The 25,103-nt window shown below is 68.9% G+C and carries 25 protein-coding genes; 17 read left to right on the top strand and 8 right to left on the bottom strand.

Going from position 1 to position 25,103, the window contains the following annotated elements; translation table 11 throughout:
• From IE307_RS42285 to IE307_RS42300, 4 genes are all read left to right on the top strand, one after another.
• Nucleotides 1-611: adenosylhomocysteinase (locus tag IE307_RS42285; protein ID WP_191305136.1), on the top strand; the 611-nt coding region annotated here is incomplete at its 5' end.
• Nucleotides 612-662: 51 nt separating this feature from the next.
• A complete protein-coding gene (locus tag IE307_RS42290) occupies nt 663-1,133 on the top strand; it encodes a hypothetical protein (protein WP_191305137.1) in 471 nt (156 codons plus the stop codon).
• A 24-nt stretch (nt 1,134-1,157) separates the two neighbouring features.
• Nucleotides 1,158-1,832, top strand: a complete 675-nt coding sequence (locus IE307_RS42295) for a DddA-like double-stranded DNA deaminase toxin (RefSeq protein ID WP_191305138.1) — start codon at nt 1,158-1,160, stop codon at nt 1,830-1,832.
• A gap of 38 nt (nt 1,833-1,870) precedes the next feature.
• The gene (locus IE307_RS42300) at nt 1,871-2,254 is read left to right on the top strand and encodes an Imm1 family immunity protein (RefSeq protein ID WP_191305139.1); all 384 of its coding nucleotides are present in this window, start codon (nt 1,871-1,873) and stop codon (nt 2,252-2,254) included.
• Here the strand turns inward: IE307_RS42300 and IE307_RS42305 are convergent.
• Together IE307_RS42305 and IE307_RS42310 are read right to left on the bottom strand one after the other, a co-directional pair.
• Nucleotides 2,238-2,486, bottom strand: coding sequence for a DUF397 domain-containing protein (locus IE307_RS42305; protein WP_308436445.1), 249 nt, complete (start codon nt 2,484-2,486; stop codon nt 2,238-2,240). The genes IE307_RS42300 and IE307_RS42305 overlap by 17 nt on opposite strands.
• The gene (locus IE307_RS42310) at nt 2,386-3,237 is read right to left on the bottom strand and encodes a DUF5753 domain-containing protein (protein ID WP_191305141.1); all 852 of its coding nucleotides are present in this window, start codon (nt 3,235-3,237) and stop codon (nt 2,386-2,388) included. The genes IE307_RS42305 and IE307_RS42310 overlap by 101 nt, the downstream gene beginning before the upstream one ends.
• A gap of 90 nt (nt 3,238-3,327) precedes the next feature.
• On the opposite strand from IE307_RS42310, the gene IE307_RS42315 reads away from it, so the two are divergent.
• Nucleotides 3,328-5,370 (top strand): TerD family protein, encoded by a 2,043-nt coding sequence (locus IE307_RS42315; protein ID WP_191305142.1) that lies wholly within the window; start codon nt 3,328-3,330, stop codon nt 5,368-5,370.
• A gap of 193 nt (nt 5,371-5,563) precedes the next feature.
• On the opposite strand, the gene IE307_RS42320 is transcribed toward IE307_RS42315, so the two are convergent.
• Entirely contained in the window at nt 5,564-6,532 is a 969-nt protein-coding gene (locus tag IE307_RS42320; RefSeq protein WP_191305143.1) for a helix-turn-helix domain-containing protein, read from the bottom strand.
• Nucleotides 6,533-6,676: 144 nt separating this feature from the next.
• Here IE307_RS42320 and IE307_RS42325 point away from each other — a divergent pair, with 144 nt between their 5' ends.
• From IE307_RS42325 to IE307_RS42345, 5 genes are all read left to right on the top strand, one after another.
• The gene (locus IE307_RS42325; RefSeq protein ID WP_191305144.1) at nt 6,677-7,321 is read left to right on the top strand and encodes a dTMP kinase; all 645 of its coding nucleotides are present in this window, start codon (nt 6,677-6,679) and stop codon (nt 7,319-7,321) included.
• Between the two features lie 74 nt (nt 7,322-7,395).
• Nucleotides 7,396-8,226, top strand: a complete 831-nt coding sequence (locus tag IE307_RS42330) for an SAM-dependent methyltransferase (protein ID WP_229905588.1) — start codon at nt 7,396-7,398, stop codon at nt 8,224-8,226.
• A 186-nt stretch (nt 8,227-8,412) separates the two neighbouring features.
• Entirely contained in the window at nt 8,413-9,090 is a 678-nt protein-coding gene (gene mtrA / locus IE307_RS42335; RefSeq protein WP_030471262.1) for an MtrAB system response regulator MtrA, read from the top strand.
• A gap of 10 nt (nt 9,091-9,100) precedes the next feature.
• The gene (mtrB, locus tag IE307_RS42340) at nt 9,101-10,870 is read left to right on the top strand and encodes an MtrAB system histidine kinase MtrB (protein WP_191305145.1); all 1,770 of its coding nucleotides are present in this window, start codon (nt 9,101-9,103) and stop codon (nt 10,868-10,870) included.
• The gene (locus IE307_RS42345; protein WP_191305146.1) at nt 10,867-12,612 is read left to right on the top strand and encodes an LpqB family beta-propeller domain-containing protein; all 1,746 of its coding nucleotides are present in this window, start codon (nt 10,867-10,869) and stop codon (nt 12,610-12,612) included. Before mtrB ends, IE307_RS42345 begins: the two co-directional genes overlap by 4 nt.
• Before the next feature lie 512 nt (nt 12,613-13,124).
• On the opposite strand, the gene IE307_RS42350 is transcribed toward IE307_RS42345, so the two are convergent.
• Nucleotides 13,125-13,745, bottom strand: coding sequence for a ComF family protein (locus IE307_RS42350; protein ID WP_191305147.1), 621 nt, complete (start codon nt 13,743-13,745; stop codon nt 13,125-13,127).
• Nucleotides 13,746-14,735: 990 nt separating this feature from the next.
• Here IE307_RS42350 and hpf point away from each other — a divergent pair.
• Together hpf and secA are read left to right on the top strand one after the other, a co-directional pair.
• Nucleotides 14,736-15,401 (top strand): ribosome hibernation-promoting factor, HPF/YfiA family, encoded by a 666-nt coding sequence (hpf, locus tag IE307_RS42355; RefSeq protein WP_191305148.1) that lies wholly within the window; start codon nt 14,736-14,738, stop codon nt 15,399-15,401.
• Nucleotides 15,402-15,761: 360 nt separating this feature from the next.
• Nucleotides 15,762-18,716 carry a preprotein translocase subunit SecA gene (gene secA / locus IE307_RS42360; protein ID WP_191305149.1) on the top strand — a complete coding sequence of 985 codons (2,955 nt, stop codon included), beginning with the start codon at nt 15,762-15,764 and terminating at the stop codon, nt 18,714-18,716.
• 508 nt (nt 18,717-19,224) lie between these two features.
• On the opposite strand, the gene IE307_RS47705 is transcribed toward secA, so the two are convergent.
• Nucleotides 19,225-19,635, bottom strand: a complete 411-nt coding sequence (locus IE307_RS47705) for an Rv3235 family protein (protein WP_373306086.1) — start codon at nt 19,633-19,635, stop codon at nt 19,225-19,227.
• Between the two features lie 66 nt (nt 19,636-19,701).
• Here IE307_RS47705 and IE307_RS42365 point away from each other — a divergent pair, with 66 nt between their 5' ends.
• On the top strand, nt 19,702-20,112 hold the full coding sequence (locus IE307_RS42365) for an HAD-IA family hydrolase (protein ID WP_191305150.1): 411 nt from the start codon (nt 19,702-19,704) through the stop codon (nt 20,110-20,112).
• An 85-nt stretch (nt 20,113-20,197) separates the two neighbouring features.
• On the top strand, nt 20,198-20,497 hold the full coding sequence (locus IE307_RS42370) for a hypothetical protein (RefSeq protein ID WP_191305151.1): 300 nt from the start codon (nt 20,198-20,200) through the stop codon (nt 20,495-20,497).
• Here the strand turns inward: IE307_RS42370 and IE307_RS42375 are convergent.
• Nucleotides 20,494-21,243: a TrmH family RNA methyltransferase gene (locus IE307_RS42375; protein ID WP_191305152.1), complete on the bottom strand. Its 750-nt coding sequence runs from the start codon at nt 21,241-21,243 to the stop codon at nt 20,494-20,496. The genes IE307_RS42370 and IE307_RS42375 overlap by 4 nt on opposite strands.
• A 105-nt stretch (nt 21,244-21,348) precedes the next feature.
• Between IE307_RS42375 and IE307_RS42380 the strand changes: the two genes are divergently transcribed.
• From IE307_RS42380 to IE307_RS42390, 3 genes are read left to right on the top strand one after another with little or no spacing between them, the layout of a single operon-like run.
• On the top strand, nt 21,349-22,014 hold the full coding sequence (locus IE307_RS42380; RefSeq protein WP_191305153.1) for a phosphotransferase: 666 nt from the start codon (nt 21,349-21,351) through the stop codon (nt 22,012-22,014).
• A gap of 9 nt (nt 22,015-22,023) precedes the next feature.
• The gene (locus IE307_RS42385; protein WP_191305154.1) at nt 22,024-23,415 is read left to right on the top strand and encodes a WS/DGAT/MGAT family O-acyltransferase; all 1,392 of its coding nucleotides are present in this window, start codon (nt 22,024-22,026) and stop codon (nt 23,413-23,415) included.
• Complete coding sequence (locus IE307_RS42390; protein WP_191305155.1) at nt 23,412-23,903, top strand: DUF6912 family protein; 492 nt, start codon at nt 23,412-23,414, stop codon at nt 23,901-23,903. Before IE307_RS42385 ends, IE307_RS42390 begins: the two co-directional genes overlap by 4 nt.
• On the opposite strand, the gene IE307_RS42395 is transcribed toward IE307_RS42390, so the two are convergent.
• Both IE307_RS42395 and IE307_RS42400 read right to left on the bottom strand, forming a co-directional pair.
• The gene (locus IE307_RS42395; RefSeq protein WP_191305156.1) at nt 23,900-24,727 is read right to left on the bottom strand and encodes a GNAT family N-acetyltransferase; all 828 of its coding nucleotides are present in this window, start codon (nt 24,725-24,727) and stop codon (nt 23,900-23,902) included. The two genes, IE307_RS42390 and IE307_RS42395, sit on opposite strands and share 4 nt — an antisense overlap.
• Nucleotides 24,727-25,062: a VOC family protein gene (locus IE307_RS42400; RefSeq protein ID WP_229905596.1), complete on the bottom strand. Its 336-nt coding sequence runs from the start codon at nt 25,060-25,062 to the stop codon at nt 24,727-24,729. The genes IE307_RS42395 and IE307_RS42400 overlap by 1 nt, the downstream gene beginning before the upstream one ends.
• Nucleotides 25,063-25,103 lie beyond the last annotated feature (41 nt).

The raw sequence follows: 25,103 nt of genomic DNA on the forward strand, positions 1-25,103 counted from the left end.
CCCTGCGCGGCCAGGGCGCCCGCGTCATCGTCACCGAGATCGACCCGATCTGCGCCCTGCAGGCCGCCATGGACGGCTACCAGGTCGCGCGCCTCGAGTCGGTCCTGCCGACCGCCGACATCATCATCACGACGACGGGCAACAAGAACGTCGTCACCGCCGACCACATGGCGCAGATGAAGCACCAGGCGATCCTCGGCAACGTCGGCCACTTCGACAACGAGCTCGACATGGCAGGCCTCGCCCGCTACCCCGGCATCCGCAAGAACAACATCAAGCCGCAGGTCGACGAGTGGGTCTTCCCGTCGGGCCGCACGATCATCGTGCTGTCCGAGGGCCGCCTGATGAACCTGGGCAACGCCACGGGCCACCCGTCGTTCGTGATGTCGAACTCCTTCTCGAACCAGGTGATCGCTCAGATCGAGCTGTTCACCAAGTTCAAGGAGTACGACAACGAGGTCTACCGCCTGCCCAAGGTGCTGGACGAGAAGGTCGCGCGCATCCACCTGGAGGCGCTGGGCGGCGAGCTCACCAAGCTCACCAAGGACCAGGCCGAGTACATCGACGTCGACGTCGAGGGCCCGTTCAAGCCCGAGCACTACCGCTACTGATCTCTGTTTTTCAGGGGCCTCCCGCGCGCGTCGCGGGAGGCCCCTGTTTTCATGTTCGTCGTGGGATTCTTCGGCACGTACGCCTACGAGCACGGTTCCTGGAAGACGCTGTCCGAGGGCGAGCTCCCGCCCCTCGCGGAGCCGTCGCTGTGGATCGACATCCACGACAGCGACATCACCTCGGTCGTCTACACCCCGGCCGGCACCGGTTCGGGCGTCGCCTACCTGGGCCTGACGCCCCGCACTTACTTCGAGAACCCCAACGCCTCCGACCCGACGGACGTGCTGCGCGAGGCCGCCGGTCTGGCGGCGTGGTGGGGGCTGCTCAACCCCGACGGGGACGTCCCGGCCAAGCAGGCCGAGCTGCTCGCCTACCTCGCCGAGGACGAGGACCCGCACGGGTTCGAGTGGAACGAGGGGGAGGACGTCGACGACATCGACGACGGTGAGGTGTTCGTCGAGGTCAAGACGCGGCGGTTCCTGGTGGCGCTGGGTCTGCCGGTGCCGGCCGAACTCGGCTGAGTGGCCGTGGCCACGCTCGGAGACGTGATCGCCGCGCTCCGCGCCAGCCTGGAGCGGCTGCCGTTCACCGAGCTGGCCGATGCACTCGATGCTGCCGAGGAAGCACGCAGCCTCGTCGAACAGGTCGCGGAAGGAAGCGACCAAGCCGAACTCCACCAGGTGCTCGGGTGGTTCGGACAGGTCACCGCCGGAATCGATGAGCTGCAGCGGAAAGTTTCCGCGATTCACTCAGACGTGACGGCTGTGGCAAACCGCTTGGAGGGCACAGGCAAGGCAGATGAGCCGCTGCCGCCGGCTCCGGCTGACCCGAACCGATCCAGGGGCGCACTGCTGAGCAAGCTGCCTGACCGTGAAGGTGGGAAGACGTCGGGAATCTGGGTCGATGAGAGCGGCGCCGAACACGCCATCGTCAGCGGCGAACACGACTGGCAGCAGGCGCGCGATGTGTTGGCAGAACTGCGAATCGGTCCTGCCCGAGGCACGTTGTGGGTGGCCGCTCACGTCGAGGTCAAGCTCGCTGCCATGCTCAGAGGTCTTGCCGCGAAGGACGTTACGCTCGCCGTGAACAACGAGCCTTGCAATGAAGGCCGGTGGTCGTGCGACCGACTTCTGTCGAGGATCCTCAAGCCAGGTCAGACCGTGACGATCTACTGGCCTGGCGGCAGTCAGAGCTACCGGGGAAAGGAAGTTCAGAATTGAGCTACGTCCTGGAGGCTTCGTACAAGCACGGTGCAGGTGTGAGCCTGCTGCGCACCGATGACGACATCGAAGCCTTTCTCGCGGAGCTTCTGAACGCAGGGCCGGACTACCAGTCGGCGACGGTCTACGCCGTGGACGAGTCCGTTGACGAGGACCCGACGCATGAGTTGGTGGTCGGCGTCGACCAGGCCACTGGGCTCGGGGCCGTCCGCTACGCCGGTGATGACGGTGAGTGGTTCAGCAAGGGCGAGCAGGTCAACCCGAATGGTGTGCGCTACCTCTACTTCGGGACGGCGCACGAGTTTCCGGCTGACTCCGAAGTGCCCGTCGGCCAGGTGCAGCAGGTTCTCCGCGAACTGCTGGCGAACGGCGGGACACGACCAGAAGGAGCGAGGTGGCAGGCGCCTACCGAGCTTGGATGAACGCCTGCCAGGCCCCGACGCTGAACTCCAGCTCGGGGCTTGCGGTGTTCTTCGAGTCGCGCACGCGGACGGCCTGGGCGAATGCCACCTCGACGCAGTTGCTCCCATCGGTACCACCGCTGTAGCTGCTCTTACGCCAAGTGAAGTTTCCGGCCACTGAGGTCCTCCCGCGATCGGCTGGCGAGGTCCGCCACCATCGACCGCGATTGTTCCTCATCGAGTGCGAGCGCATCCAGGTGCGCGAAGATCGTCCTGCAGTGCTTGATCCCTGCCAGGTCCTGCACGAACACCTGCGCGAGATCCGACTCCGTGTAGGCCGTGCTGGCGCGTTTCTCCCACTCCCACAGCACGTAGTTGGCCGAGAAGACTCCTGCCATGCCGATCGACGCGGGCACGATCCGGATGACGTGCGTGTGGAAGAGCAGCCGCATGAGCTGGTCCTCCACGACCTCGTCGCTGCCGACCTTGAACCTCAGCGCGTGCTCGTGGATGTAGAAGGTGCACTGCGGGCGGTCGTGCCGCCGGAGGATCGCCTGCCGCTCGATTCGGAAGCGGACGTTCCTCTCGATCACGTCCGCGGCGGCGAGGCGTGCCTCGAACAGCGCGATCGCGTACTCCTCCGACTGCACGAGGCCGGGCAGCGACGTCAGGTCGTAGCTGGTGATCTTGTCGGCCGTCGACTCGGCCATCGACATCGTGCGCAGGTTGTCGGGCACTTGGACGAAGTAGGGGTTGAAGGCTGACCTGTACCTGTTCAGGAAGTCCTCGATGAAGGCCTGGCTGCGCCCGCACCGCCCCAGGTACTGGATGATGTCGATCTCGGTCGCCCGGACCTTGCCGTGCTCGATGTTCGAGACCTTCCCCGGATCCCAGCCGAGCATCTTGGCGATCTTGCGCGCGCGGAAGGTCGTCCAGCGCTCTCGGATCTGGCGCAGCTCATCGCCCAGGTCGCGGCTGTACGGAGTGGATGGATCGCCGTTCATGCAGTCTGACGTTAGGCGTTGGAGACCGAACAACATCCTGCCCGAACGGGTGGATTCGAACTCGGTTGACGTGCGGGTTTTACTGTCCGAGTGCGGACGACCATCATCAAGAAGACCCTGCGCGTGCCCACTTCGGACGGTGCGCCGGGTGACGGCGCCCCGGTCGCGCGCCAGTTGGACGCCGCGCTGATCAGGTCCGGCTTCAAAGCGAGCCGTGACCTGCTCGAACACGTCTCCGGCCTGGCCGGTGCCGAGGAGTTCGCCGCTGAGGTCGTCCGGGCGGTGAAGGACCTGATCGGGGCGCGCGGGCAGCACAACCCGTACTTCAAGGACTTCCCGCACAACGTGCCGAACAACATCACGTTCTGGTGGGAGTGCGTGCGCGACGCGGTGGAGCAGGGCGTCGAGCCCACCGGCAACCTCCTCGACCTGCCCAAGTACGGCCGGGTCCAGCACTCCTACGAGGAGATGCTCGCGGCGCACGACGAGCTGATCCCGTCGCTGAAGGACCGCGTCACGGTCGTGCACCTCGGTGGCACGCTCGATGAGGAGGTGCAGCGGCTCTTCGAGGAGCTCGCGACGAGCCCGATCCCGTTGGCGGAGAACGACAGGGCGTTGCTCGGCGAGCTGGCCGTGCTCGCGGCCGACGGCGAGTTCGACGTGCCGGTGCGGGAGAACCGCGCGATCCTCAACGCCGCCCGTCTCGTCGCACAGAGGCCGCTGCAGGACGTCGACACCGTCACGGACGTGCTTCGCGCAGCGGCCGAGGCCTCCGGGGGAGACGTCACGCTGAAGGAGCCGACGCGTTTCCGGTCGTTCCGCCGGCCTGAGCGCAGGGCGTTGCTCGGTGCGTTGGACGAGGTCGCGGCGAGCAAGCTCGGGGACGTCGGCCAGAACCGCGAGGCGTGGAAGCGGCTCGGCGAGCGGTTGCACCCGCACGAGCACCCGTTCGAACGGGCGCAGGACGTGTTCGCGGTGGCGCGCGGGGAGAAGGTCGCGCGGTCGTTCGCCGGGCAGGTCGAGGTGGCGTTCGCGGAGGGGGACACCGCGCGTGCGGTCGGCATCCTCGCCAACGCGCCGGGCCTGTTGCTGCGTCAGGTCGACCGGCTTCTCCGCAACGGTGCCCAGGACCTCGCCGTGCACGTCAGGGCAGCTGTGCCCGAGGTGTCCAGTCGCGTGCTCGTCTCGGTGCTGGAGCACCTGGAGAACCGCACCACGCCGGACACCGCTCGCGTCTTCGCGACGCGTGCGCGCAAGGTGTGGATCGCCGACGACGACCGCGAGCCGTTGGACCCGGTCGCGGTGGCGGAGATCGTCGAGGTGGTCGAGGACGAGCTGGTCAGCAGGCTCCCCGACTACTCCGAACTCGCCGTGGACGACGAGGTGCTCGACGTCGTGGTGCCGCTCACCGGCACCGAGGAGGGCTTCGGGGTGCTCCCGCGCGGGTCGAAGCTCTCGTTCGACGGCGACGTGCTGCGGTTCTTCGTGCACTGGCGGCAGCACGCGAAGCGGACCGACTACGACCTGTCCGCGGTGCTGCTCGACGAGAAGTTCGCATACCGGGGCCAGGTGTCGTGGACGCAGCTGAAGGACGGTGGCGTCGTCCACTCGGGTGACGTCACGGACGCCCCGAACGGTGCGACGGAGTTCATCGACGTGCAGCGCGTCAAGGCGAACGCCAAGTACGTGGTGCCGCAGGTGAACATCTACTCGGGCGAGGGTTTCGACGACGTCGCCGAGTCGATGTTCGGGTTCATGAGCCGCGACCTGGACCAGATGGGCAAGCCGTTCGAGCCGAGCACGGTGCGAGCACGTTCCTCCATGCGCGGCAAGGGAAAGGTCGCGCTGCCGGTGATGTTCGAACGCGAGGGCGACACCTGGTCCGGCACGTGGCTGCACCTCTACCTGCGCGGTTCGTCCTGGGGCAACCGGGTCGAGGAGAACCGCGACATCGTCAAGTTGATCGCCGCGGCGGCGTTGCGGCGCAAGTACTTCACCGTGGCGAGGCTGCGGGACCTGTTCGCGCGCAAGGGATCCACAGTGGACGCACCGGTGATCCGCGTCGGGCTGGCGCAGGACGAGACCGGAACCGTCACCACGGTGTCGGAACTCGGGAAACTGCTGTCGGACTGACAGCCATCACTGCTAACGTGACCCACGCGAGGCCATGAGAGGGCTTCCTCCTAAATCCGGAACCGGAATGCTCTTCGGAGCGCCGGTCTTTAGCCCCCTCGCTTTCCTCGCGCTCACTCAGGCGACGTGTGTCCGCGAAAAGCGCGGACCGCGTCGCTCGCGGTGTCCTCTGGGGACGCCCCAGACCCCGGGTCTAACTCCACTCGACGGCGATGCCCGCGATCCCCGGCCCGACGTCGCCGAAGTACGCGCTGACGACGCCGCCGAGCCCGCACACGAGCTCGTCGACGTCGACGGGCGTCGCGTCGGCCGAGGCCAGGAACTGCTTCATGCAGCGCGCGGGCATCGCCCGCCGGTGGAACGAGAGCTGCACCAGGTACGAGCCGCAGGTGTCGCGGAACGTCCGGTGGTGGCCCGGCGTCGCGTTCCCGGTGTCGTCGACGATCGTGAAGCTGAAGACGTGCTCCTCGCCCGCCGCGAGCCGCCGGTCGAACAGCATCTCCACGGCGAGGTTGCGGGAAGCGCTTTCCCTGCGCAGGCGCCCCTGCCGGCAGCCTTCGCCCGCTCTCACCATCGCGTTCTCGATCAGCGAGCCCTCGTCGCCGTGGTGCATCGCCAGGTACCGGTCCGGTCCCTGCCGTGTCGCGCGCACGACCAGCCGTGTGGTGATGGAGCGCTGCTCGCGGTGCATGCCTATCTGGACGGTGTCGTGCACGGAGAGCACTTCGAGGTCGGCGTTGCCCCTCGCGGCCTCTGGTACGGACTCGAACGATGCGAGCAGCGGTGCGGACTCCGGCCAGGTGGCGACCGGGCGCGGGGCGTAGGTGTTCGCGTTGCGCGGGCCGATGAGGTCCAACAAGGACGATGGCGGCAGGCGCAACACGGTCTCGAGCGCGCGCACCGTGCTGATGGCGCGCGGCACCTCGGGATGGCGCAGACCGCGTTGCCAGTACGAGAGCGTCGACTGGCCCACTTGGACACCCAGTTGCTCGAGATGAGCGCGCAGCCGTGCGAGCGAGAGGCCACGATGGGCGATTGCCTCGCGCAACGCGCGGTGGAAAGGCCCGTAGCGCAGCGTCTCGGTGAGTGGGGTCGGCAGACCCCCGGTCGGGTGCCCGATCGGTTCGTCGACCGACCCGGCGTGCCCGGAATCCGCGGCCACCGCGGCACCTACCCTTCACACACGCGCCGTGTGACTGTTCACCGTAGTCACTCGTTCTGGTGATCGAAAGATCGGATTTCGCCCGTGTGGGGGACGTGCTGCGGCCGTGTGAGTGGTCGGAACCGGTCCAGTTAGGGTTCTGGCGTGGGAAAGCTCGTGGTGATCGAAGGTCTGGACGGCGCCGGCAAGCGCACGCTCGCGAACGGGTTGACCGGGGTTCTGGCCTCCCAGGGCAGGACCGTGGCGAGCCACGCGTTCCCGCGCTACGGCCAGAGCGTGCACGCCGACCTGGTCCGCGACGGCCTCTACGGCCGGCTCGGCGACCTCAGCGACTCGGTCTACGGGATGGCCGTGCTCTACGCGCTCGACCGGCGCGGCGCGGCCGACGAGATCCGCAAGGACCTCGAGGAGCACGACGTGGTCCTGCTCGACCGGTACGTGGCGTCGAGCGCCGCGTACAGCGCCGCGCGGCTGCACCAGGACGAGACCGGCGAGTTCGTGCGGTGGGTGCACGAGCTCGAGATCGAACGCTTCGGGCTGCCGGTGCCCGACCTCCACCTGCTGCTGCGCGTGCCCGTCGAGGTCGCGGCCGAGCGGGCGGCGAAGCGCGAACAGGCCGACGAATCGCGCGCCCGCGACATTTACGAATCCGATGGCTCGCTGCAGGCCAGATGCGGTGTTGTTTACGACGGATTGGCGAAGATCGGCTGGTTGGCCCCTTGGCAAGTGGTCGACGGGCGGTCAAACGTGAACTTTCATTCGCTTCTGGAACCGCTCTTCACTCCTTGAGTGGTCGCTCACGTGCGTACCGATTGACACGATCGAGTGTCCGGATGTCACTGTGAGTGATAGGAGAATCGAATTTGAAGCGTGTCCTGCAGCGCACTCCAGTCGGTGTCGCCCGTACGGCGGTCCTGATCGCTGCCGCCCGTGCCAACGAGCAAGCCCACCCCCGCCCGCTCTTCGACGACCCGCTCGCCGCCGGACTCGTGGAGGCCGCCGGCTCCGCGAGCGACCTGAACGGCGTGCACACCCTCGCCGGTGACCACTTCGTCCTGCGCACCCGGTACTTCGACGACGAGCTCCTCGCCGCCGGTCACCTCCAGGTCGTCGTCATGGCGGCCGGCCTCGACACAAGAGCGTTCCGGCTGCAATGGCCGCCGGGCACAACACTGTTCGAACTCGACCTGCCCGAGCTGCTCGAGTTCAAGGACGACGCCCTGCGCGACCAGCTCGCCGTGCCCGCCTGTGACCGGGTCACCGTTCCGTGCGACCTGCGCGACGACTGGGCGACGGCGCTGATACGCGCCGGGTTCGACCCGAAGAGGCCCACGGCGTGGTTGCTGGAGGGCCTCTTCATGTTCCTGCCCCCGGACGCGGGGGAGAAGGTCCTGTACTGGGTGAGCGCGCTGTCCGCCCGCGGCAGCACGCTCGCGCTCGAACACGTCAACCGCGCCTTCCGCGACCTGCCGCAGATGAAGGCGGTGCACCAGCGGTTCGACGCGCTGGACGCCCGCTGGCAGTCCGACGTGGAGGACCCGGTCGAGTGGCTCGACGGCTACGGCTGGGACGCCGAGGTGACGCACCAGGTCGACCTGGCCGCGCGGCACGAGCGCGCGGTGCCCGCGATCACCGACCCGCACCGGGTGGGCGACGCGCGCATCTGGCTGGCCTCCGCGGTCCGCACCACCTGAGGAACCGCTGGTAACGAAAGGTGACCTCCGCGCGGTTACTCCCGCGACGAACAGGTCAAACGGGGCGAGGTGGGGTACGTGGAACGACAGTTCCGGCCGGTTACCGAACGAGCGCACATCGCCACCAGCAGCAACGGAGCGTGGGCGGTGCGCGAACGCGCGACCGGCAGTGCAACGATGTTGGGTATGAAGGCACGCGTGCTCGTCGTCGATGACGACCCCGCCCTGGCGGAGATGCTGACGATCGTGTTGCGCGGGGAGGGCTTCGACACCGCGGTGGTCGCCGACGGTGCCCGTGCCCTGCCCGCGTTGCGCGAGCTCAAGCCCGACCTCGTGCTGCTCGACCTGATGTTGCCGGGGATGAACGGCATCGACGTCTGCAAGGCGATCAGGTCCGAGTCGGGCGTGCCGATCGTGATGCTCACCGCGAAGAGCGACACGGTCGACGTGGTGCTGGGCCTCGAGTCCGGCGCGGACGACTACGTCGTCAAGCCGTTCAAGCCCAAGGAGCTCGTGGCTCGCATCCGGGCGCGCCTGCGGCGCACCGAGGCCGAGCCCTCCGAGGTGCTGCAGATCGGCGACCTCACGATCGACGTCCCCGGCCACGAGGTCCTGCGCGAGGGCAGGCCGATCCAGCTCACGCCGCTGGAGTTCGACCTCCTCGTCGCCCTGGCCCGCAAGCCGCGCCAGGTGTTCACCCGCGAGGTGCTGCTCGAGCAGGTGTGGGGCTACCGCCACGCCGCCGACACGCGCCTGGTGAACGTCCACGTTCAGCGGCTGCGCTCCAAGGTCGAACGGGACCCGGAACACCCCGAGGTGGTGTTGACTGTCCGCGGTGTCGGGTACAAGGCCGGCCCTCCGTGACAGGTGGCATATGAAGTTCGTACGGCCGGCCATCGCGAAGGCGCAGTTCCTCGTCGAGGAGGCGCGTAAGCGATGGGCCGCGTTTGGTGACCTCTGGCGTCGTTCGCTGCAGTTGCGCGTCGTCGTGTCCACGCTCGCGCTCTCGTCGGCCGTGGTGTTCGTGCTGGGCATGGTCCTGCAGATGCAGATCACCAACCAGCTGCTGAGCACCAAGGACGAGGCCGCCGTGCGCCAGGCGCTGGCCTCGCGCAACCTCATCCAGACCGACCTCGTCGGCCTGAACCCCGGCCCGGACAGCGTCCAGACGCGGTTCACCAGCGCGATCAACAAGCTCGCCGTCGGCGGCAACGGCACGGACGCCACCACGGCGGGCGCCGGCGCGTTCGAACCCGTCCTGGCCGACGGGCTGGGCACCGCGGGCGCCGGGCGGGTGCCGTCGGTCGGCAAGCTCGACGACGTTCCTCGCGGCCTGCGCGAGATGGTCGAGGACGGCGGCTCCGGCACCCAGATCCACACCGTGCAGCGCGACAACACCCAGACCACGTTGTTCGTCGTGGGCCTGCCGATCAGCACGTCCGCGCGCTCGATGCAGCTGTACCTGATCTTCCCGCTGACCGCGGAGCAGCGCACGGCCGAGGTCGTGCAGTCCACGCTCGCCGTCGGCGGCATCGTCCTGCTAGTCCTGCTCGCGCTCATCGCGAACCTGGTGACGCGCCAGGTCGTGCGGCCGGTGCGCCAGGCCGCCGAGGTCGCGGAGCGGTTCGCGGACGGCGTCCTGCACGAACGGATGCACGTCGTCGGCGAGGACGACGTGGCACGCCTGGCCGAGTCGTTCAACGAGATGGCCGAGTCGATCCAGGCCCAGTTCAAGCAGCTGGAGGAGTTCGGCCAGCTGCAGCGCCGCTTCACCTCCGACGTCTCGCACGAGCTGCGCACGCCGTTGACGACGGTCCGCATGGCCGCCGACGTCCTGCACGCCTCGCGCGAACAGTTCCCCGCCGGCCTCGCCCGCTCCACCGAGTTGCTCGTGGACGAGCTCGACCGGTTCGAGTCGCTCCTGGGCGACCTGCTGGAGATCTCCCGTCTCGACGCCGGCGTCGAGGAGCTGACCGCCGACCAGGTCGACATCCGCGTGCTCGCGCGCCGCGCGCACGACTCGGTCCGGGCGATCTCGACCTCGGCCAACTCGCCCGTGGTGCTGGACCTGCCCGACACCGAGCTGATCGCCGAGCTCGATTCCCGCCGCGTGGAACGGATTCTGCGCAACCTGCTCGCCAACGCCATCGACCACGGCGAGGGCCAGCCCGTCGAACTCACCATGCGCGGCAACGACGACGCCGTCGCGATGACCGTGCGGGACCACGGCGTCGGCCTGCGCAAGGGCGAGGCCGAGCTGGTGTTCAGCCGCTTCTGGCGCGCCGACCCGTCGCGCAACCGCCGCACCGGCGGCACCGGCCTCGGCCTGTCGATCTCGCTGGAGGACGCCCGCCTGCACGGCGGCTGGCTGGAGGCGTGGGGCGAACCCGGCCACGGCGCCGTGTTCCGGTTGACGTTGCCGCGCACGCACGGCGAGGAGCTGCGGGAGAGCCCTCTGCCGCTGGCACCCGCTCTGGAGCACGAACCCGTCGTGGTGGTCGAGGAACCGATCGCCGAGGAGGAGCCGGGCGAGATCGAGCTGCGGCCGGAGGAGATCACCTGGCAGCCGGCGGAGCCCGTCGACGGGCCTCCCGCGGACAGGACTGGCAAGAAGGCGAACGAGGTTTCGGAGGAAGTGCGGTGAAGCGGCTGGCGTTGTGGGTGCTCGTCCTCGTGACCCTGTCCGGGTGCGCCGCGATCCCGACGAACACCCAGCCGAAACCGATCGGGTCGAAGGACAACAAGGCGTCCAACACCCTGGCCGCGCCGGAACCGCGCCAGAACATCGACCCGCTCACCCTCGTGCGCGACTTCATCGAGGCGACGGCGAACCCGGCCAGCGACTACGCGGCGGCCCGCGCGTTCCTGACCCCGGAGGCCAGCAAGACCTGGGACAGCAAGAACCCCACCGTCATCGAGACCGGCTTCTCGACCGTGCCGACCTCGCAGGTGCCGCAGACGTCCCAGGACAAGACGCAGACCATCATGTTGCAGGGCAACTACGTCGGGCGGCTGGGCAACGACAACGCGTTCGTCCCGCAGCTCGGCAAGCTCGACGTCCCGGTGAAGATCGAGCGCAACAGCGAGAACCAGTGGCGGATCTCCACGCCGCCCGCGGGCGTGCACATGCCGCAGAACCTGTTCAACGCCACGTACCGCCGGGTGACGTTGTACTTCTACAACCCCGAGTTCACCGTGCTGGTACCGGATCCGCGCTACGTCGTGGTCCCGCCGGCGACGAGCATCCCGACCCGCGTCACCGAGCTGATGATCGCGGGCCCCGGTGACGCGGTGCGCGACACGCTGGTGAGCTCGCTCGGCCCGGAGACCCAGAAGTTCTCGGACACCACGGAATCCGACGACGGCGCGTTGGAGGTGAACCTCACCAACGTCGGCAAGGACATGACGCCGGAGAAGCGCAAGCAGATCGTGGCCCAGGTCGTGAAGTCGTACTCGGGCGTCACCTCGTCGCGGGTGCGCGTGCTCGTCGACGGCCAGCAGATCCTGCCGGACCAGCGCGACTACCGGCCGTCCGACGTGTCGGCGACCGCGGGTGAGGCGTTGCTGGCGCTGAATGCGAACCTCCAGGGAATGCTCGTGTCGGACGGGATGGTCAGGTCGCTGGCAGACGGCAACCCGATCAAGGGCCCCGCGGGCAGCGGCGCGTACGCGGTGGCGTCGGCGGCGCAGTCCATCGACGGCTCACGGCTGGCAGTCGTGTCGCGCGCGGGCGGCTCGGTGCGGCTGCGCGTGGGCGAGCTCGAACAGGACCTGTCCGAAGTGGACCTGAGCGCGGCGACGCTGTCCCGGCCGACGTGGCTGCTCTCCAGCGGCCCGAAGGAACCCGGCACCGAGGTCTGGACGGTCGTCAACGGCACCTCGGTGGCCCGCGTGACCCGGTCCGACAACGGCAGCTGGACCGCGAAGGCCGTCAACGTCACCGACCTCAAGGACTTCGGCTCGATCAGCGAACTGCGCCTCTCCCGCGACGGCACCCGTGCCGCCATGGTGATCTCGGGCAAGCTCTACGTCGCGTCGGTGGTCCGCAACAACCAGGACGTCGCCCTGCGCGCACCCCGGCAACTGCAGCCGCTGATCCTGGGCTCGACGGTGCAGTCGATCGACTGGCTCTCGCAGGACGTGCTGGCGGTCTCCTCCTCGCTGCCCTCGTGGCCGGTCACCAAGGTCTACACCGACGGCTCCCGGATGGACCGCTACAGCCAGTCGAACCTCACCGTGCCGGTGGGTTCGGTGGCGGCGGCCGCGGCGCGCCAGGTACAGGTGATCGACTCCTCCGGGCTCTGGTCGGCTTCGGACATCACGGACGTGTGGCGGTCGAGCGCGATCCGGGTGCCGTCGAACGCGCTGGTGTTCTACCCGGGCTGACGCGACCCGGCCGGGTCGGCGGGTGTGCCGGGCTGCGCGGCTGGGTGGGCGTGACCGGGCGGTGGGCCGGGTCGGCGTGACTGGGGCGGTATGACTGGGGCGGTGGGCCCGGCCGGTGGGCCCGGCGGGTGTGCCGGGCTGCGCGGCTGGGTCGGCGTGACCGGGCGGTGGCCCGGGCCGGCAGGTGTGCCGAGCTGCGTGGCCGGGTCGGCGTGACCAGGCGGCGGGCCGGGCCGGCGTGCTTGGGCAGGTTTGGACTGATGTGGCCGGGCGGGTGTGGCCGGGCAGGTGTGGCCGGGTTGGTTCGGCCGCCGGGTGCGGTCGGCTGACGCGAGTGGCGTTGTCACAACCCGGCTGACCGCTCGGGCTGCAGGACCTTGCGCCACGAAGCAGGCTGCTTCCACCGAAGCAGGCCGCCTCTGCCGGAACAGGCCGCCTCTGCCGAAACGCTGCCGTCAGGCCGCTTCTACCGAAGCAGGCCGCCTCTGCCGAGGCGTCACCGCCACGCCGCCCTACTCCCCAGGCCGATGCGGCCGAGCCGACGTCAACACGAGCACCGCATGCGTCCGCACCCCGGCCTGCCACAACGCCCGCACGCAAGCCGAAGCCGTGGCCCCAGTCGTCACCACGTCGTCCAGCAGCACCGTGGTCCCCGGCGGCGGCGCCGGACCACACACCTCCACCCGCCCCTCCAAGTTCCGCCGCCGAGCAACAGCCGTGAGCCCGACCGAATCGGCCACCCCAGGCGCCAACCGCAACACCGGCGCGACAGACGCCACCTCCACCTCCCGGGCGATGCGCAGCATGTGGTCACCCCCGCGGTCCCGCGCGGCACTCCGGCGCGACGGAGCGGGCACGAGCGTCCACGGTGGAGGGCCGACCGCGACGAGGGCGGCCGCGACCAGAGCGCCGAACCACGCCGAGAGGGCCCGTGCGCCCCGTTCCTTGAAGGCGAGCACCAGTTCCCTCGCGGGGCCGTGATAGGCGGCCAGCGTCCACACAGGCGGCCCGACACCGGGCACCTGGAGTCGGGTGGGCGGGCCGAACTCGTCGAGGCACCTGGCGCAGCAGGGGGTGCCGGGGCGGCCGCAGCCGGAGCAGGTGGCCGGCACGAGCAGGTCGATGGCTGTCATGGGACCAGGATGGCGGCGGGGTCCGACAGAAAATCGCGGGTGGACGGACGCGTGCGTCCGGAAGGGGCCCGGCGGGGTCTTTCGGCACCGCCCGGAAGGGTGAAGTTCTGGTGACGTTGTCGATCTCCGCGAGGCCGATGCGGCGGGAGAATCCCCAGCTGGGCAAGAGTTCTGTGACGATCTTCCACGATCTCGCGACCGTTCCGGCCCATTCGCTCCGGGCTGTGTTGAGCCGAAGTTTCAGAACTGAGGCGTCCGCATCACAGGGCGTCGATCAAGGCCGCGCGACCCGAGGCGATCACCTCCTGGAGTGAGCCGCGGGCGTGGCTCCAGGACCCCCGAGTAGTTAACGATTATTCACGTATGGAGCTGACCAGCGGTTATTACTTGAAATGCCGGTACTGCCCGCCCTGAGGGTGATCGACTGCCTTGTCCGCCATTGGGCGAAATCCGCCGTTCAGCCGGGCGTGACCGGGGTGTGATCGGGTATCGGGGCCGTTCCGTCAGGCGTGAAGAAGTGCGACTCGCGTCCACTCAGTGGTTCGGAATCGATCTCTTCCGGGTTTCGGGAACATGACGCGCGGGTCGCCCGTTGGCTGGGTATGAGGCTGCTACTGGACCCGTTCGACGCAGTGGGGCTGCCGTCGAGTGTCGGTGCTGAGCTGCGCCGTTCGGGTGAGCGAAGGGTCGTGGGGTTTGGTTCGGAGCACGCTCGGGAAACGTTTGACCACAGGCTGTCGTCGCGCTGCGTAGTCATCGAAAAATCTCGTCGTTCCCCCGTCAAGGGGGCTTACGCGACGGTGAATCCCAAGCTAACGTGCACCGCTATCAGCGTTCCCGGCCCTCGGGGAGGAGGCGAACAGCCCATGATCCTGGCGCCGTGAGAGCTGAGGGAGACGACCCTCTGCGACACATCTGCGATCGAAGATCGCCACGGCGCTTTTAAATGCAGTCCAGCCATAGCTCGCAGCAAAGCGAGGGAGGTCGTGTATGGACATCGTCGTCAAGGGCCGCAACGTCGAGGTGCCCGATCACTACAGGGTTCACGTCGCCGAAAAGCTGGCCCGGCTTGAGCGCTACGACCGCAAGGTCATCCGTTTCGACGTGGAGCTCTTCCACGAGCCGAACCGCCGCCAGTCGAAGAACTGCCAGCGGGTCGAAATCACTGGCAAGGGACGTGGACCAGTAGTCCGTTCCGAAGCCTGCGCGGGTGACTTCTACGCCGCGCTGGATGCCGCGGTCGCGAAGCTCGAGAACCGCCTTCGTCGGTCTCACGACCGCAGGCGAGTCCACCACGGGGCGCGGGCCCCGATCTCGGTGGCCGAAGCGACAAGCGGACTGGTCGATCCGTCCGCCGGCGAAAGCATGCCGTCGCGCCGCGCGAAGACCGCGGTGCTCGACGCACCCGAGGCCGACTACGAGGGCATGGCGGAAGTGCCCGCGCAGCGTTGGGACGACGGCCTCGAAGACAAGTTGCCCGGACGCGTCGTACGCGAGAAGGAGCACGCCGCCAAACCGATGACCGTCGACCAGGCCCTCTACGAGATGGAACTGGTCGGACACGACTTCTACCTGTTCGCCGACACCGAATGCGGGCGCCCGAGTGTCGTCTACCGCCGGAAGGGATTCGACTACGGCGTGATCAGGCTGGCCTGACCCGCACCCCACGTTCCTCCGACCGCCGCCGCCCCGCACCCCTCGTGTGCGGGGCGGCGGTGTGCGTCTACCGCCGGTCGGCCCCATTCGGTGCCGTGACGTTCACCGTCAAGGTGAAATCGGCCGGGCCAGGAACCTTTGCGCGGTCCTCCAGCGTTCTCCACATCAGTAGCCGAGGTGGGGGCACCGGCGACAGGTGGTCTGGGAAGATCGCAGAAACCGCGCCTGACCTGCGCATACCAGGTCGCGTGCGCCAATCCGCCTGTGTCCGTGCACACATCTTGGCGACTTGCCTACGATGGGCAGGGGAAAGGCGTCCGACGTGGGCGCGCCGCGATACAGGTGATGAGGTCTATCCAGATGGTGCTGTCCCGACTGCTCCGCTCCGGCGAGGGCAAGATGCTCAAGCGCCTCCGCAACATCGCACAGCACATCAACCACCTGGAAGACGAGGTGGTGGACCTCTCCGACGCCGAGTTGCGCGGCAAGACCGAGGAGTTCAGGAAGCGCTACGCCGAGGGCGAGTCGCTCGACGAACTGCTGCCGGAGGCGTTCGCCGTGGCCCGCGAGGCCGCGAAGCGCACCCTCGGCCAGCGCCCCTACGACGTCCAGCTCATGGGCGGGGCGGCGCTCCACCTCGGTCAGATCTCCGAGATGCGCACCGGTGAGGGCAAGACGCTGACCTCGGTCATGCCCGTCTACCTCAACGCGATCGCCGGCAAGGGCGTCCACGTCATCACCACGAACGACTACCTGGCCAAGCGCGACGCGGACTGGATGGGCCGCGTCCACCGCTTCCTCGGCCTCACGGTCGGCGCGATCCTTTCCGAGATGACGCCGGAGCAGCGCCGCGTCTCGTACAACTCGGACGTCACCTACGGCACGAACAACGAGTTCGGCTTCGACTACCTGCGCGACAACATGGCGTGGAGCCTCGACGAGTGCGTGCAGCGCGGCCACTACTTCGCGATCGTCGACGAGGTCGACTCGATCCTCATCGACGAGGCCCGCACGCCGCTGATCATCTCCGGCCCGGCCGAGCAGTCCGCTCGCTGGTACACGGAGTTCGCGCGCCTGGTCCCGCGCATGCGCGGCATCGACGTCACCCAGCTCTCCCAGAAGGACCGCATCGAGGTCATCGAGGAGAAGTCGAAGTCGTTCCACTACCAGTACGACGAGAAGAAGCGCACGGTCGCCGTCACCGAGCTCGGTGTGGAGTTCATCGAGGACCAGCTCGGCATCGACAACCTGTACGAGGCGGCGAACACGCCGTTGGTGGGCTACCTGAACAACGCCCTCAAGGCGAAGGAGCTCTACAACCGCGACAAGGACTACATCCTCCGCAACGGTGAAGTCATGATCGTCGACGAGTTCACGGGTCGTGTGCTCTCCGGTCGCCGGTACAACGAGGGCATGCACCAGGCCATCGAGGCCAAGGAGAACGTCGAGATCAAGGCGGAGAACCAGACCCTCGCCACGATCACGCTGCAGAACTACTTCCGCCTCTACGAGAAGCTCGGCGGCATGACCGGTACCGCCGAGACCGAGGCGGCCGAGTTCCACCAGACCTACAAGCTGGGCGTCGTCCCGATCCCGACGAACCGCCCGCCGCAGCGCAAGGACCAGCCCGACCTCGTCTACAAGAGCGAGGAGGCGAAGTTCGACGCCGTCGCCGACGACATCGCCGAGAAGCACGAGAACGGCCAGCCGGTCCTGATCGGCACGACGAGCGTCGAGCGCTCCGAGTACCTCTCGAAGCTGTTGGTGCGCAGGGGAATCCCGCACGAGGTGCTGAACGCGAAGCACCACGACCGCGAGGCGCTGATCATCGCGAAGGCGGGCCGCAAGGGCGCCGTCACCGTCGCGACGAACATGGCCGGCCGCGGTACCGACATCGTGCTGGGCGGCAACCCGGACATCATCGCCGACCACGAACTGCGCGACCGCGGCCTCGACCCGGTGGCCACGCCGGAGGAGTACGAGTCCGAGTGGGCCAAGGTCGTCGAGGAACTGACGACCCTGGGCAAGGCGGAGGCCGACGAGGTCCGCGCCGCAGGCGGTCTCTACGTGCTCGGCACCGAGCGCCACGAGTCGCGCCGCATCGACAACCAGCTCCGCGGCCGCACCGGCCGCCAGGGCGACCCGGGCGAGTCGCGCTTCTACCTGTCCCTGCAGGACGAGCTGATGCGCCGCTTCAACGCGTCCATGGTCGAGATGGTCATGACGCGCCTGAACGTGCCGGACGACGTGCCGATCGAGCACAAGATGGTCACCCGCGCCATCCGCAGCGCGCAGACCCAGGTCGAGCAGCAGAACTTCGAGATCCGCAAGAACGTCCTCAAGTACGACGAGGTCATGAACCGCCAGCGCACGGTGATCTACGCCGAGCGCCACCGCGTCCTCGCGGGCGAGGACCTGCGCGACCAGGTCGAGCACATGATCGTCAGCGTCGTCGAGGAGTACGTCAACGGCGCCAGCGCCGACGGCTACGCCGAGGACTGGGACTTCGACAAGCTCTGGACCGCCCTCAAGACGCTCTACCCGGTCTCACTGGACCCGAAGGAGATCCTCGAGTCCGATGAGGACGTGACGCGCGAGTACCTGCGCGACCTCCTCGTCGAGGACGCGATGAACGCCTACCGCGCCCGCGAGGCCGAGATCGAAGGCCGCGTGGGCGAAGGCGCCATGCGCGAGCTGGAGCGCCGCGTCCTGCTGTCCGTCCTGGACCGCAAGTGGCGCGAGCACCTGTACGAAATGGACTACTTGAAGGAGGGCATCGGCCTGCGCGCCATGGCGCAGCGCGACCCCCTCATCGAGTACCAGCGCGAGGGCTTCGAGATGTTCAACGCGATGCTCGACGCCCTGCGAGAGGAAACCGTCGGCTTCCTCTTCAACCTCCAGGTGGAAGCGGCAGAGCCGGAGCCCGCCGCCGAACCCGAGGTCCCCGTGACCCTGGGCGCGGTCCCGCAGGCCCTCCCGCAGGTCTCGGGCAACGGCGGAGGCGGCGGCGCCCGAGCACGAGCCCGCGCCGCAGCAGCCGCCCAGCAACAGGCCCAGCAGGCACCCCAGGCCCCCGCGGGCCCGGCCATGGCCCAGCTGGCCAGCGGCAACGCCATCCCGCCCGCCCTGCGCGGCAAGGGCCTCGGCCCCGGCGGCCAGCAGAACCTGAGCTACAGCGGCCCCGCAGAGGACGGCGGCGTCGACGAGCACGGCGAGTCCAACGGCGCGGCCGGCCAGCAGGGCGGCACCCGCAAGGAGCGCCGCGAGGCGGCCCGCCAGGCGGCCAAGAACAACCGCAACAACAAGGGCCGCTGACCTCCAGCACCACTACCGCACCACCACCGCGTGGGCCGCGTTCCTCAGGGAACGCGGCCCACGCGGCCTTTTTTGCGCGCCCGCCGGGGGTGCGGGGCAACGCGTCGGGGCAGCGCGAGGTGGGGCAGGCGGGCCAGGCAGGGCGCCCAGGGGAGCGGGTCAGGTAGGAGCAGACCAGGGCCGGGTGGGGCGGGACCGGGCGGGGCAAGGCAGGGCTGGGGCGTGCCTGGGCCGGGCAAGGCGGGGCCGGGCAGGCAAGGCTGGGCAGGCAGGGCAGGGCAGGGCAGGCAGGGCAGGGCGGAGTCAGACGGGCGCCGCCAGGCGGGGCGAGCGAGCCGAACGAAGCGAGGCAGAGCGAGGCGATTGAGGGAGACAGAATGGCATGGCAAGGCGGGCCGTAGGACGCGATGGGAAGCGGAGCGGGCGAACCTCTACCGCCCTGACCAGCGGTGATGAAATAGCCGGCTCGTCCCTGCCCACGCGACCACCCGAGCAGCCCGAGCAACCCTCACTCCAGCACCGTGAACGACGTGAACCACCATCTCCCACCCCGGTGCTCCACCCGAGCCGCCACAGCCACAACCCTCCCCTCCCTCCGCACCGTCACCGAAACCTCCGCCACGAACCGAGACGGATGACAAACCCGAGGCGCCCGAACCATCCGAGTGGCAGAAGCCCGAACCGCCCCACCCAACCGAGCAGCCACCCCAGGCACAGCCACCTCCCGCAACAACCGAACCGCCCGCCGCCCGTCCAACACCTCCAACACGACCCAGAGCAACCGAGCCGCATCCAACGGAGGCGACAGCAGCTCCGGCACCGGAACCCACACGGGCCGGGGCCGAGGCCGGGGAATCACGAACCCCGCCGAACCGACCGGCGGCTCGTAGGCGGGCAAGCGGCGAACGACTGGGGGCATGCGCACTAGGCGCGCCAACCGCGGGATCAGGACAACGAACACCCGAAAGTGGGTACGGTCCGAGGCGTGCTCAAAGCCCTGGTGCTCGACTACGGCGGTGTTCTGACCGATCCCGGTGAGGACAACCCCGCCGAACCGCCGCTACTCACCGCGCTGCGCAAGGCGAAGCTGCACGGGCTGAAGACGGCGCTGTTGTCCAACGCGGACGGGTGGTGGCAGCCGCCGAAGGTCCTGACCGACCTGCTGGACGTCCTGGTCGTGTCCGGTGAGGTGGGGCTGGCGAAGCCGGACGTCGACATCTACCTGCTCACGGCGACGAAGCTCGGCCTGGCGCCGGGGGAGTGCGTCTTCGTGGACGACCTCGCGGTCAACGTCCGGGGTGCTGCGGAGGCCGGCATGGTCGGTGTCCACCATCGGTCGACACGGTCCACCCTCGAGGAGTTGGAGATCCTGCTAGCGATCGCGCTCCGCGATTGAGGGTTCACCCCGCAGCGTAATTGCCCCTTATTCGGCGGAGCACTAGCGTCGATTTGGTCAGCAGTCGGAGTGCATAGGGGAGAAAATGCGAAGAATTGTCGCTTGTGTTGCAGTCGCCATTGCAGCCACGGCAATTGCATCACCCGCTCAGGCGCGAGAACGCGGTTGCTACGAGGACTACCTGCGGGACGGGCGCACGGTCGAGGTCTACTGCGACGAGGGCAGGCCAGGGCGGTTCCGGGCCGTCGCGCACTGCACCAACGGCCTGGGCGTGTGGGACCAGTACGGGTCGCTCGGCCGGGTCAGGGGTGAGTCGTCGGTGGCCGAGTGCACGTCGCTGCTGGGGAACCCGCGGGTCAACGGGTTCCACGTCGAGTGGGTCTAGGGCTGGGCCCGGCGCACGAGTTCGAAGCAGAGCACGGCCGCCGCTGAGGCCACGTTCAGGGATTCCACACCCGCCGCCATCGGAATTGAAAGCCACGACGTGATGTGCGGGCGCACGTCGTCGGTGATTCCGGAAGTTTCGCTTCCGAGCACGAATGCGGCGCGCGACGGGAAAGACGCGGAATAAATCGTGTCGGATGCGTGGGAATCGAGCGCGTGAAGCGGGAAACCGGACGCGCGCAACAGAGCCGAGGCCTCCGCCGAGGTGCCGCAGCGCAGCACGGGCGCGCGGAAAGCCACTCCGGCGGAGGCCTTGACCACGAGCGGGTCGATCGAGGCGACGCCCCGGCGGGGCACCACGATGCCGTCGATGCCCGCGGCGGTCGCGGTGCGCAGGATCATGCCCACGTTCGCGGGGGTCGTGATGCCGTCCAGCACGAGCACGGACCGCAGTCCGCCCTCTTCCAGCGCCAGCGCCAGGGGCTTCATGCGGGGTGCGACCACGTCGGCGAGCACGCCCTGGTCCTGCTTGCCGTTGCCGGCCAGCACCTTCACGCGTTGTGCGGTGGCGCGCTGCACGGCGACGCCACGCGAACGGGCCGCGTCGATGATCTCGTGCGCGGCCGCGCCCCGGGCCGTGTCGGCGAGCACCACCTTGTCGACCGTGAGCGACTGGTCGTCCAGCGCTTCCAGCACTGGCTTGCGGCCGTAGACGGTGACGAAGCGGTCCTTGGGCGAGATCTCCACCGGAAGAGAGTGCCAGAGACGAGCACCACGAGCTCAAACGGGTGAAGAGCCGCACTAGAGCCGTTCGGCCCTTGTGTTTCGGATCATATCGATGATGATCGTCACATGACGGCAGGTATGCGCAGCGTCGCGCAACGTCAACATCTCGCGAGCGGCCAGGACTCGGACGTGTTCATCCGGTCCGACGGCCTGCTCGTCAAGCGCACGCGCACCGGCCGTGACCTGCGGCGCGAGGCCGAGATGATGTCGTACCTGAGCGGCTTCGGCATCCCCGTCCCGCGCGTGCACGAGGCCACCGAGGCCGAGCTCGTCATGCAGTACGTGCCCGGTCCGCGGATGTCCGAGGAGATCGGCCGCAAGCCGTGGCTCGCCGGCGGTCTCGGCGAGGACCTCGCGGACCTGCACCACCGCCTCGACGTCATCCCGGCACCCGACTTCCTGAGCGGCGAGGGCGACCTGCTGCACCTCGACCTGCACCCCGGCAACGTCGTGCTCGGCCCGGAGGGGCCCGTCGTCCTGGACTGGGCGTGCGCCACCAAGGGCGACCGCAGGCTCGACGTCGCGCTCAGCTGGGTCTCGCTCGCCGTCGCCCACCTGGCGCCGGTCAAGAAGCTCACGCGCTGGCGGTTCCTGAGGTCGTTCATGGCCAACGTGGACCCGAGGGCGAAGGACGCGATCCCGGAGGCCGCGCGCATTCGGCTCGCCCGGCACGACCGCGATCCGCGAGAACGCGCCGCGCTCGAGAAGTTGATGGACCGCCGACCGCACTAGGCTGGGTGCATGCCGGACCGACTGTCAGCGCTGGACGCCTCGTTCCTGTACCTGGAGGGCTCCACGACGCCGATGCACGTCGGTGGCGTGGCGGTGTTCCGCCGTCCCAAGGCGGGCTTCGACTACGACAAGCTCGTCGCCCTAATCGAGCAACGCCTCAGCCTCGTGCCGCGCTATCGGCAGAAGGTCGTGCAGGTCCCCGGACGCATCGCACGGCCCGTGTGGGTCGACGACCCGGACTTCGACGTCACCTACCACGTGCGCAGGTCGGCGCTGCCCAAGCCGGGCAACGAGACGCAGCTGCACGACCTGATCGCGCGCCTGATGTCGCGCCCGCTCGACCACTCCCGGCCGTTGTGGGAGATCTACCTGGTCGAGGGCCTCGAGAAGAACCAGACGGCGGTCATCACCAAGACCCACCAGGCCATGGTCGACGGCATCGCGTCGCTCGAGATCGGCCAGGTCATGCTGGACGTGTCGCCGACGCCGCGCACGAACGTCGAGAACCTCTGGATGCCGCAACCGGAGCCCAGCCCGCTGCAACTCGTGGCCGACGCGGTCACCGACATCGTGCACAGCCCGGGCGAGCTCGTGGAGAACGTCCGCAGCGCCGCGCTCGACACGGTCAACACGGTCGAGAAGGTCTTCAACGCGTTCAGCGTGCTGGCGAGTGCCGTCCGCACCGCCGCGACCCCCGCGCCCGGCACCCCGCTGAACGTCCGCATCACCTCGCCACAGCGCCGGTTCGCCGTCGCCCGCGCCCAGCTCGACGACCTGCGCGCCATCCGCAAGCAGCACGGCGGCACGGTCAACGACGTGGTGCTCGCGGCCCTTTCCGGCGCGCTGCGCAACTGGCTGCTCAGCCGCGGCGAGAACGTCACCGGCAGCACCACGATCCGCGCGATGGCCCCCCTGAGCGTCCGCGAGACCGACCCGGAGTCGGGCAACAACGTCAGCGCGTACCTGGTCGACCTCCCGGTCGGCGAACCGAACCCGGTCGTGCGCCTGCACCACGTGAGCCACGCGATGCGCGCGCACCAGGAGTCCGGCCAGTCCGTCGCCGCCGACGCGCTGGTGAAGGTCTCCGGCTTCGCCCCGCCGACGCTGCACGCCCTGGGCGCGCGGGCCGCGAGCTCGTTCAGCCGCCGGCTGTTCAACGTCATGATCACGAACGTTCCGGGCCCGCAGGTGGCGCTGTACGCGGCGGGCGCGAGAATGACCGAGATCTTCCCGGTCGTGCCGCTCGCCAGGAACCAGGCGCTGGCCATCGGGGTGACGTCGTACGACGGCGGTGTTTACTTCGGGCTGAACGGCGACCGCGACGCCATGTCCGATGTGGACGTTCTCGCGACCATGGTCGAGGAGTCGGTGGAGGAACTGATGGGGACGGCGAGCGCATGAGGGTCTACATCCCGGCCACGGTGCCGATGCTGCGCACGTTCGTCGAGAGCGGCGAACTGGCTCCGATCACCGGCACGGCGTTCGCGCTGACGCCGGCGTTGCGCGAGTCCTACGCGGCGGGCGACACCGAGGAGCTGGAGTACGCGGCGATGCTCGACGCCGCACGGGCTTCGCTGCGGCTGCTGGCCGCCGACGAGAAGGCCGAACCGCGCCGCGCGGTGCTCGCGGTCGACATGGACGACGTGACGTTGCGCCCGGACCTCGATTTCTCGGTCGTGAAGGTCGGCGGTTCGTTCACGCTGAAGGACGTGGCCGCCGTGCACCTCGACACGGCGGAGGCCGAGCAGGACGTGCGCGCGGCGGCCGACGTCGTGGACGCCGCGGACATGGGCGACCCGGACGCCGAGTTCACGCTGGGCAGCGCCGAGGACCACGAACTGGCCTGGTACGCGGCGCAGGAACTGCCGTTCGTCCTGGAACTGCTCTAGTCCCGTCTCTGGTCGAACACCTCGGGCAGCGCGGTGAACCCCGCTGCCCGGTAGGTGGCGACCGCGCCGGCGTTGGAGCTCGGCGTGCACACGACCGCGCTCGACGAGCCCAGCTCGCGCAACGCGGCCGCTCCGGCGAGGGTGATCGCGGTGCCGAACCCCTTGCCGCGGTGGTCGCGGTGCACACCCATCGGTTCGATCAGGCCGGGCCTGCCGGTGCCCGCCGACCACACGGTGATGGCCGCCACCGCGACGCCCCGGTCGAGGGCGACCAGGCTGCGGGCGTCGGCGTACGGCGAGCCGACCGCCATCGCGTGCCAGCGTTCCTCGGTGAACGTCGACTTCTCGAACGACGCCCGGATCACGGCGGCGTGCACGTCAGCGTGGTCATGTCCGATGACGTCGATCCACACGCCGGGATCCGGCACCGGGGCGGCGAGATCGCGGCGCAACGGCGTCCACGGCACGTCGGACTGCCAGCCGCGCTCGAACATCAGCTCCTGGAACCGCGTGCCCCGCGGGGATTCCACGTAGACGGTCCCGGAGGGCAGGACACCGCGGTCGGGAGCGCAGATGTCGTTGGCCAGCCGCAGAGCCAGTTCCCCGTCCGCACGGGCGTCCGGCGCGACCGTGAGCCGCAGCAGGTCGGCACCGTCCAGCAGACCGACGGCGACGATCCGCCCGTCGCCGCGCCAGGTCCGCACCGCCTCGTCGGCCGCTTTGGCACCGACACGCCGGTACCAGCCCAGATCTCCTGGGTGGAGCTGGAACGGCGTGTCGTCGTGCTGCCACTCGCGCAGCGCGCGCACGGCTTCGTCCAGCATCACATTCCCTCCGCGGGCTCCCACAGCTCGATCCGGTTGCCCTCGGGGTCGACGCACCACCCGAACAGCCCGAACTCCGAGTCCTCGGTCTCCGCCAGCACCTCGACACCGCGCGCCTTGAGCTTCGCCATCAACGACACCAGGTCGTCCACCCGCAGGTTCAGCATCGTGCGCTGGTGGGGCTCGCCGATGTACTCCGTGTCCTGAGCGAACAACGCCATCGTCGTCGTGCCGGGGTACTCGGTCGTCGCCGTGTCGAGCCAGTGGAAGGTGACGGTGCCCTTCTCGCTCATCGGGACGCCCAGGTTGTCGCGGTACCAGGCGGCCAAGCGCACAGGATCCCTTGAACGCAGGAAAACCCCGCCGATGCCAGTCA

This window comes from Lentzea cavernae (assembly GCF_014653695.1).
Classification (GTDB): domain Bacteria; phylum Actinomycetota; class Actinomycetes; order Mycobacteriales; family Pseudonocardiaceae; genus Lentzea; species Lentzea cavernae.

Bases quoted from the DNA above. Each gene is read 5' to 3' on its own strand.
- IE307_RS42290 (WP_191305137.1), top strand. From the start codon at position 663: ATGTTCGTCGTGGGATTCTTCGGCACGTACGCCTACGAGCACGGTTCC.
- IE307_RS42305 (WP_308436445.1), bottom strand. From the start codon at position 2,486: ATGCGCTCGCACTCGATGAGGAACAATCGCGGTCGATGGTGGCGGACC.
- IE307_RS42310 (WP_191305141.1), bottom strand. From the start codon at position 3,237: ATGAACGGCGATCCATCCACTCCGTACAGCCGCGACCTGGGCGATGAG.
- mtrA (WP_030471262.1), top strand. From the start codon at position 8,413: ATGAAGGCACGCGTGCTCGTCGTCGATGACGACCCCGCCCTGGCGGAG.
- mtrB (WP_191305145.1), top strand. From the start codon at position 9,101: ATGAAGTTCGTACGGCCGGCCATCGCGAAGGCGCAGTTCCTCGTCGAG.
- IE307_RS42350 (WP_191305147.1), bottom strand. From the start codon at position 13,745: ATGACAGCCATCGACCTGCTCGTGCCGGCCACCTGCTCCGGCTGCGGC.
- hpf (WP_191305148.1), top strand. From the start codon at position 14,736: ATGGACATCGTCGTCAAGGGCCGCAACGTCGAGGTGCCCGATCACTAC.
- secA (WP_191305149.1), top strand. From the start codon at position 15,762: ATGGTGCTGTCCCGACTGCTCCGCTCCGGCGAGGGCAAGATGCTCAAG.
- IE307_RS47705 (WP_373306086.1), bottom strand. From the start codon at position 19,635: ATGCCCCCAGTCGTTCGCCGCTTGCCCGCCTACGAGCCGCCGGTCGGT.
- IE307_RS42370 (WP_191305151.1), top strand. From the start codon at position 20,198: ATGCGAAGAATTGTCGCTTGTGTTGCAGTCGCCATTGCAGCCACGGCA.
- IE307_RS42380 (WP_191305153.1), top strand. From the start codon at position 21,349: ATGACGGCAGGTATGCGCAGCGTCGCGCAACGTCAACATCTCGCGAGC.
- IE307_RS42385 (WP_191305154.1), top strand. From the start codon at position 22,024: ATGCCGGACCGACTGTCAGCGCTGGACGCCTCGTTCCTGTACCTGGAG.
- IE307_RS42390 (WP_191305155.1), top strand. From the start codon at position 23,412: ATGAGGGTCTACATCCCGGCCACGGTGCCGATGCTGCGCACGTTCGTC.
- IE307_RS42395 (WP_191305156.1), bottom strand. From the start codon at position 24,727: ATGCTGGACGAAGCCGTGCGCGCGCTGCGCGAGTGGCAGCACGACGAC.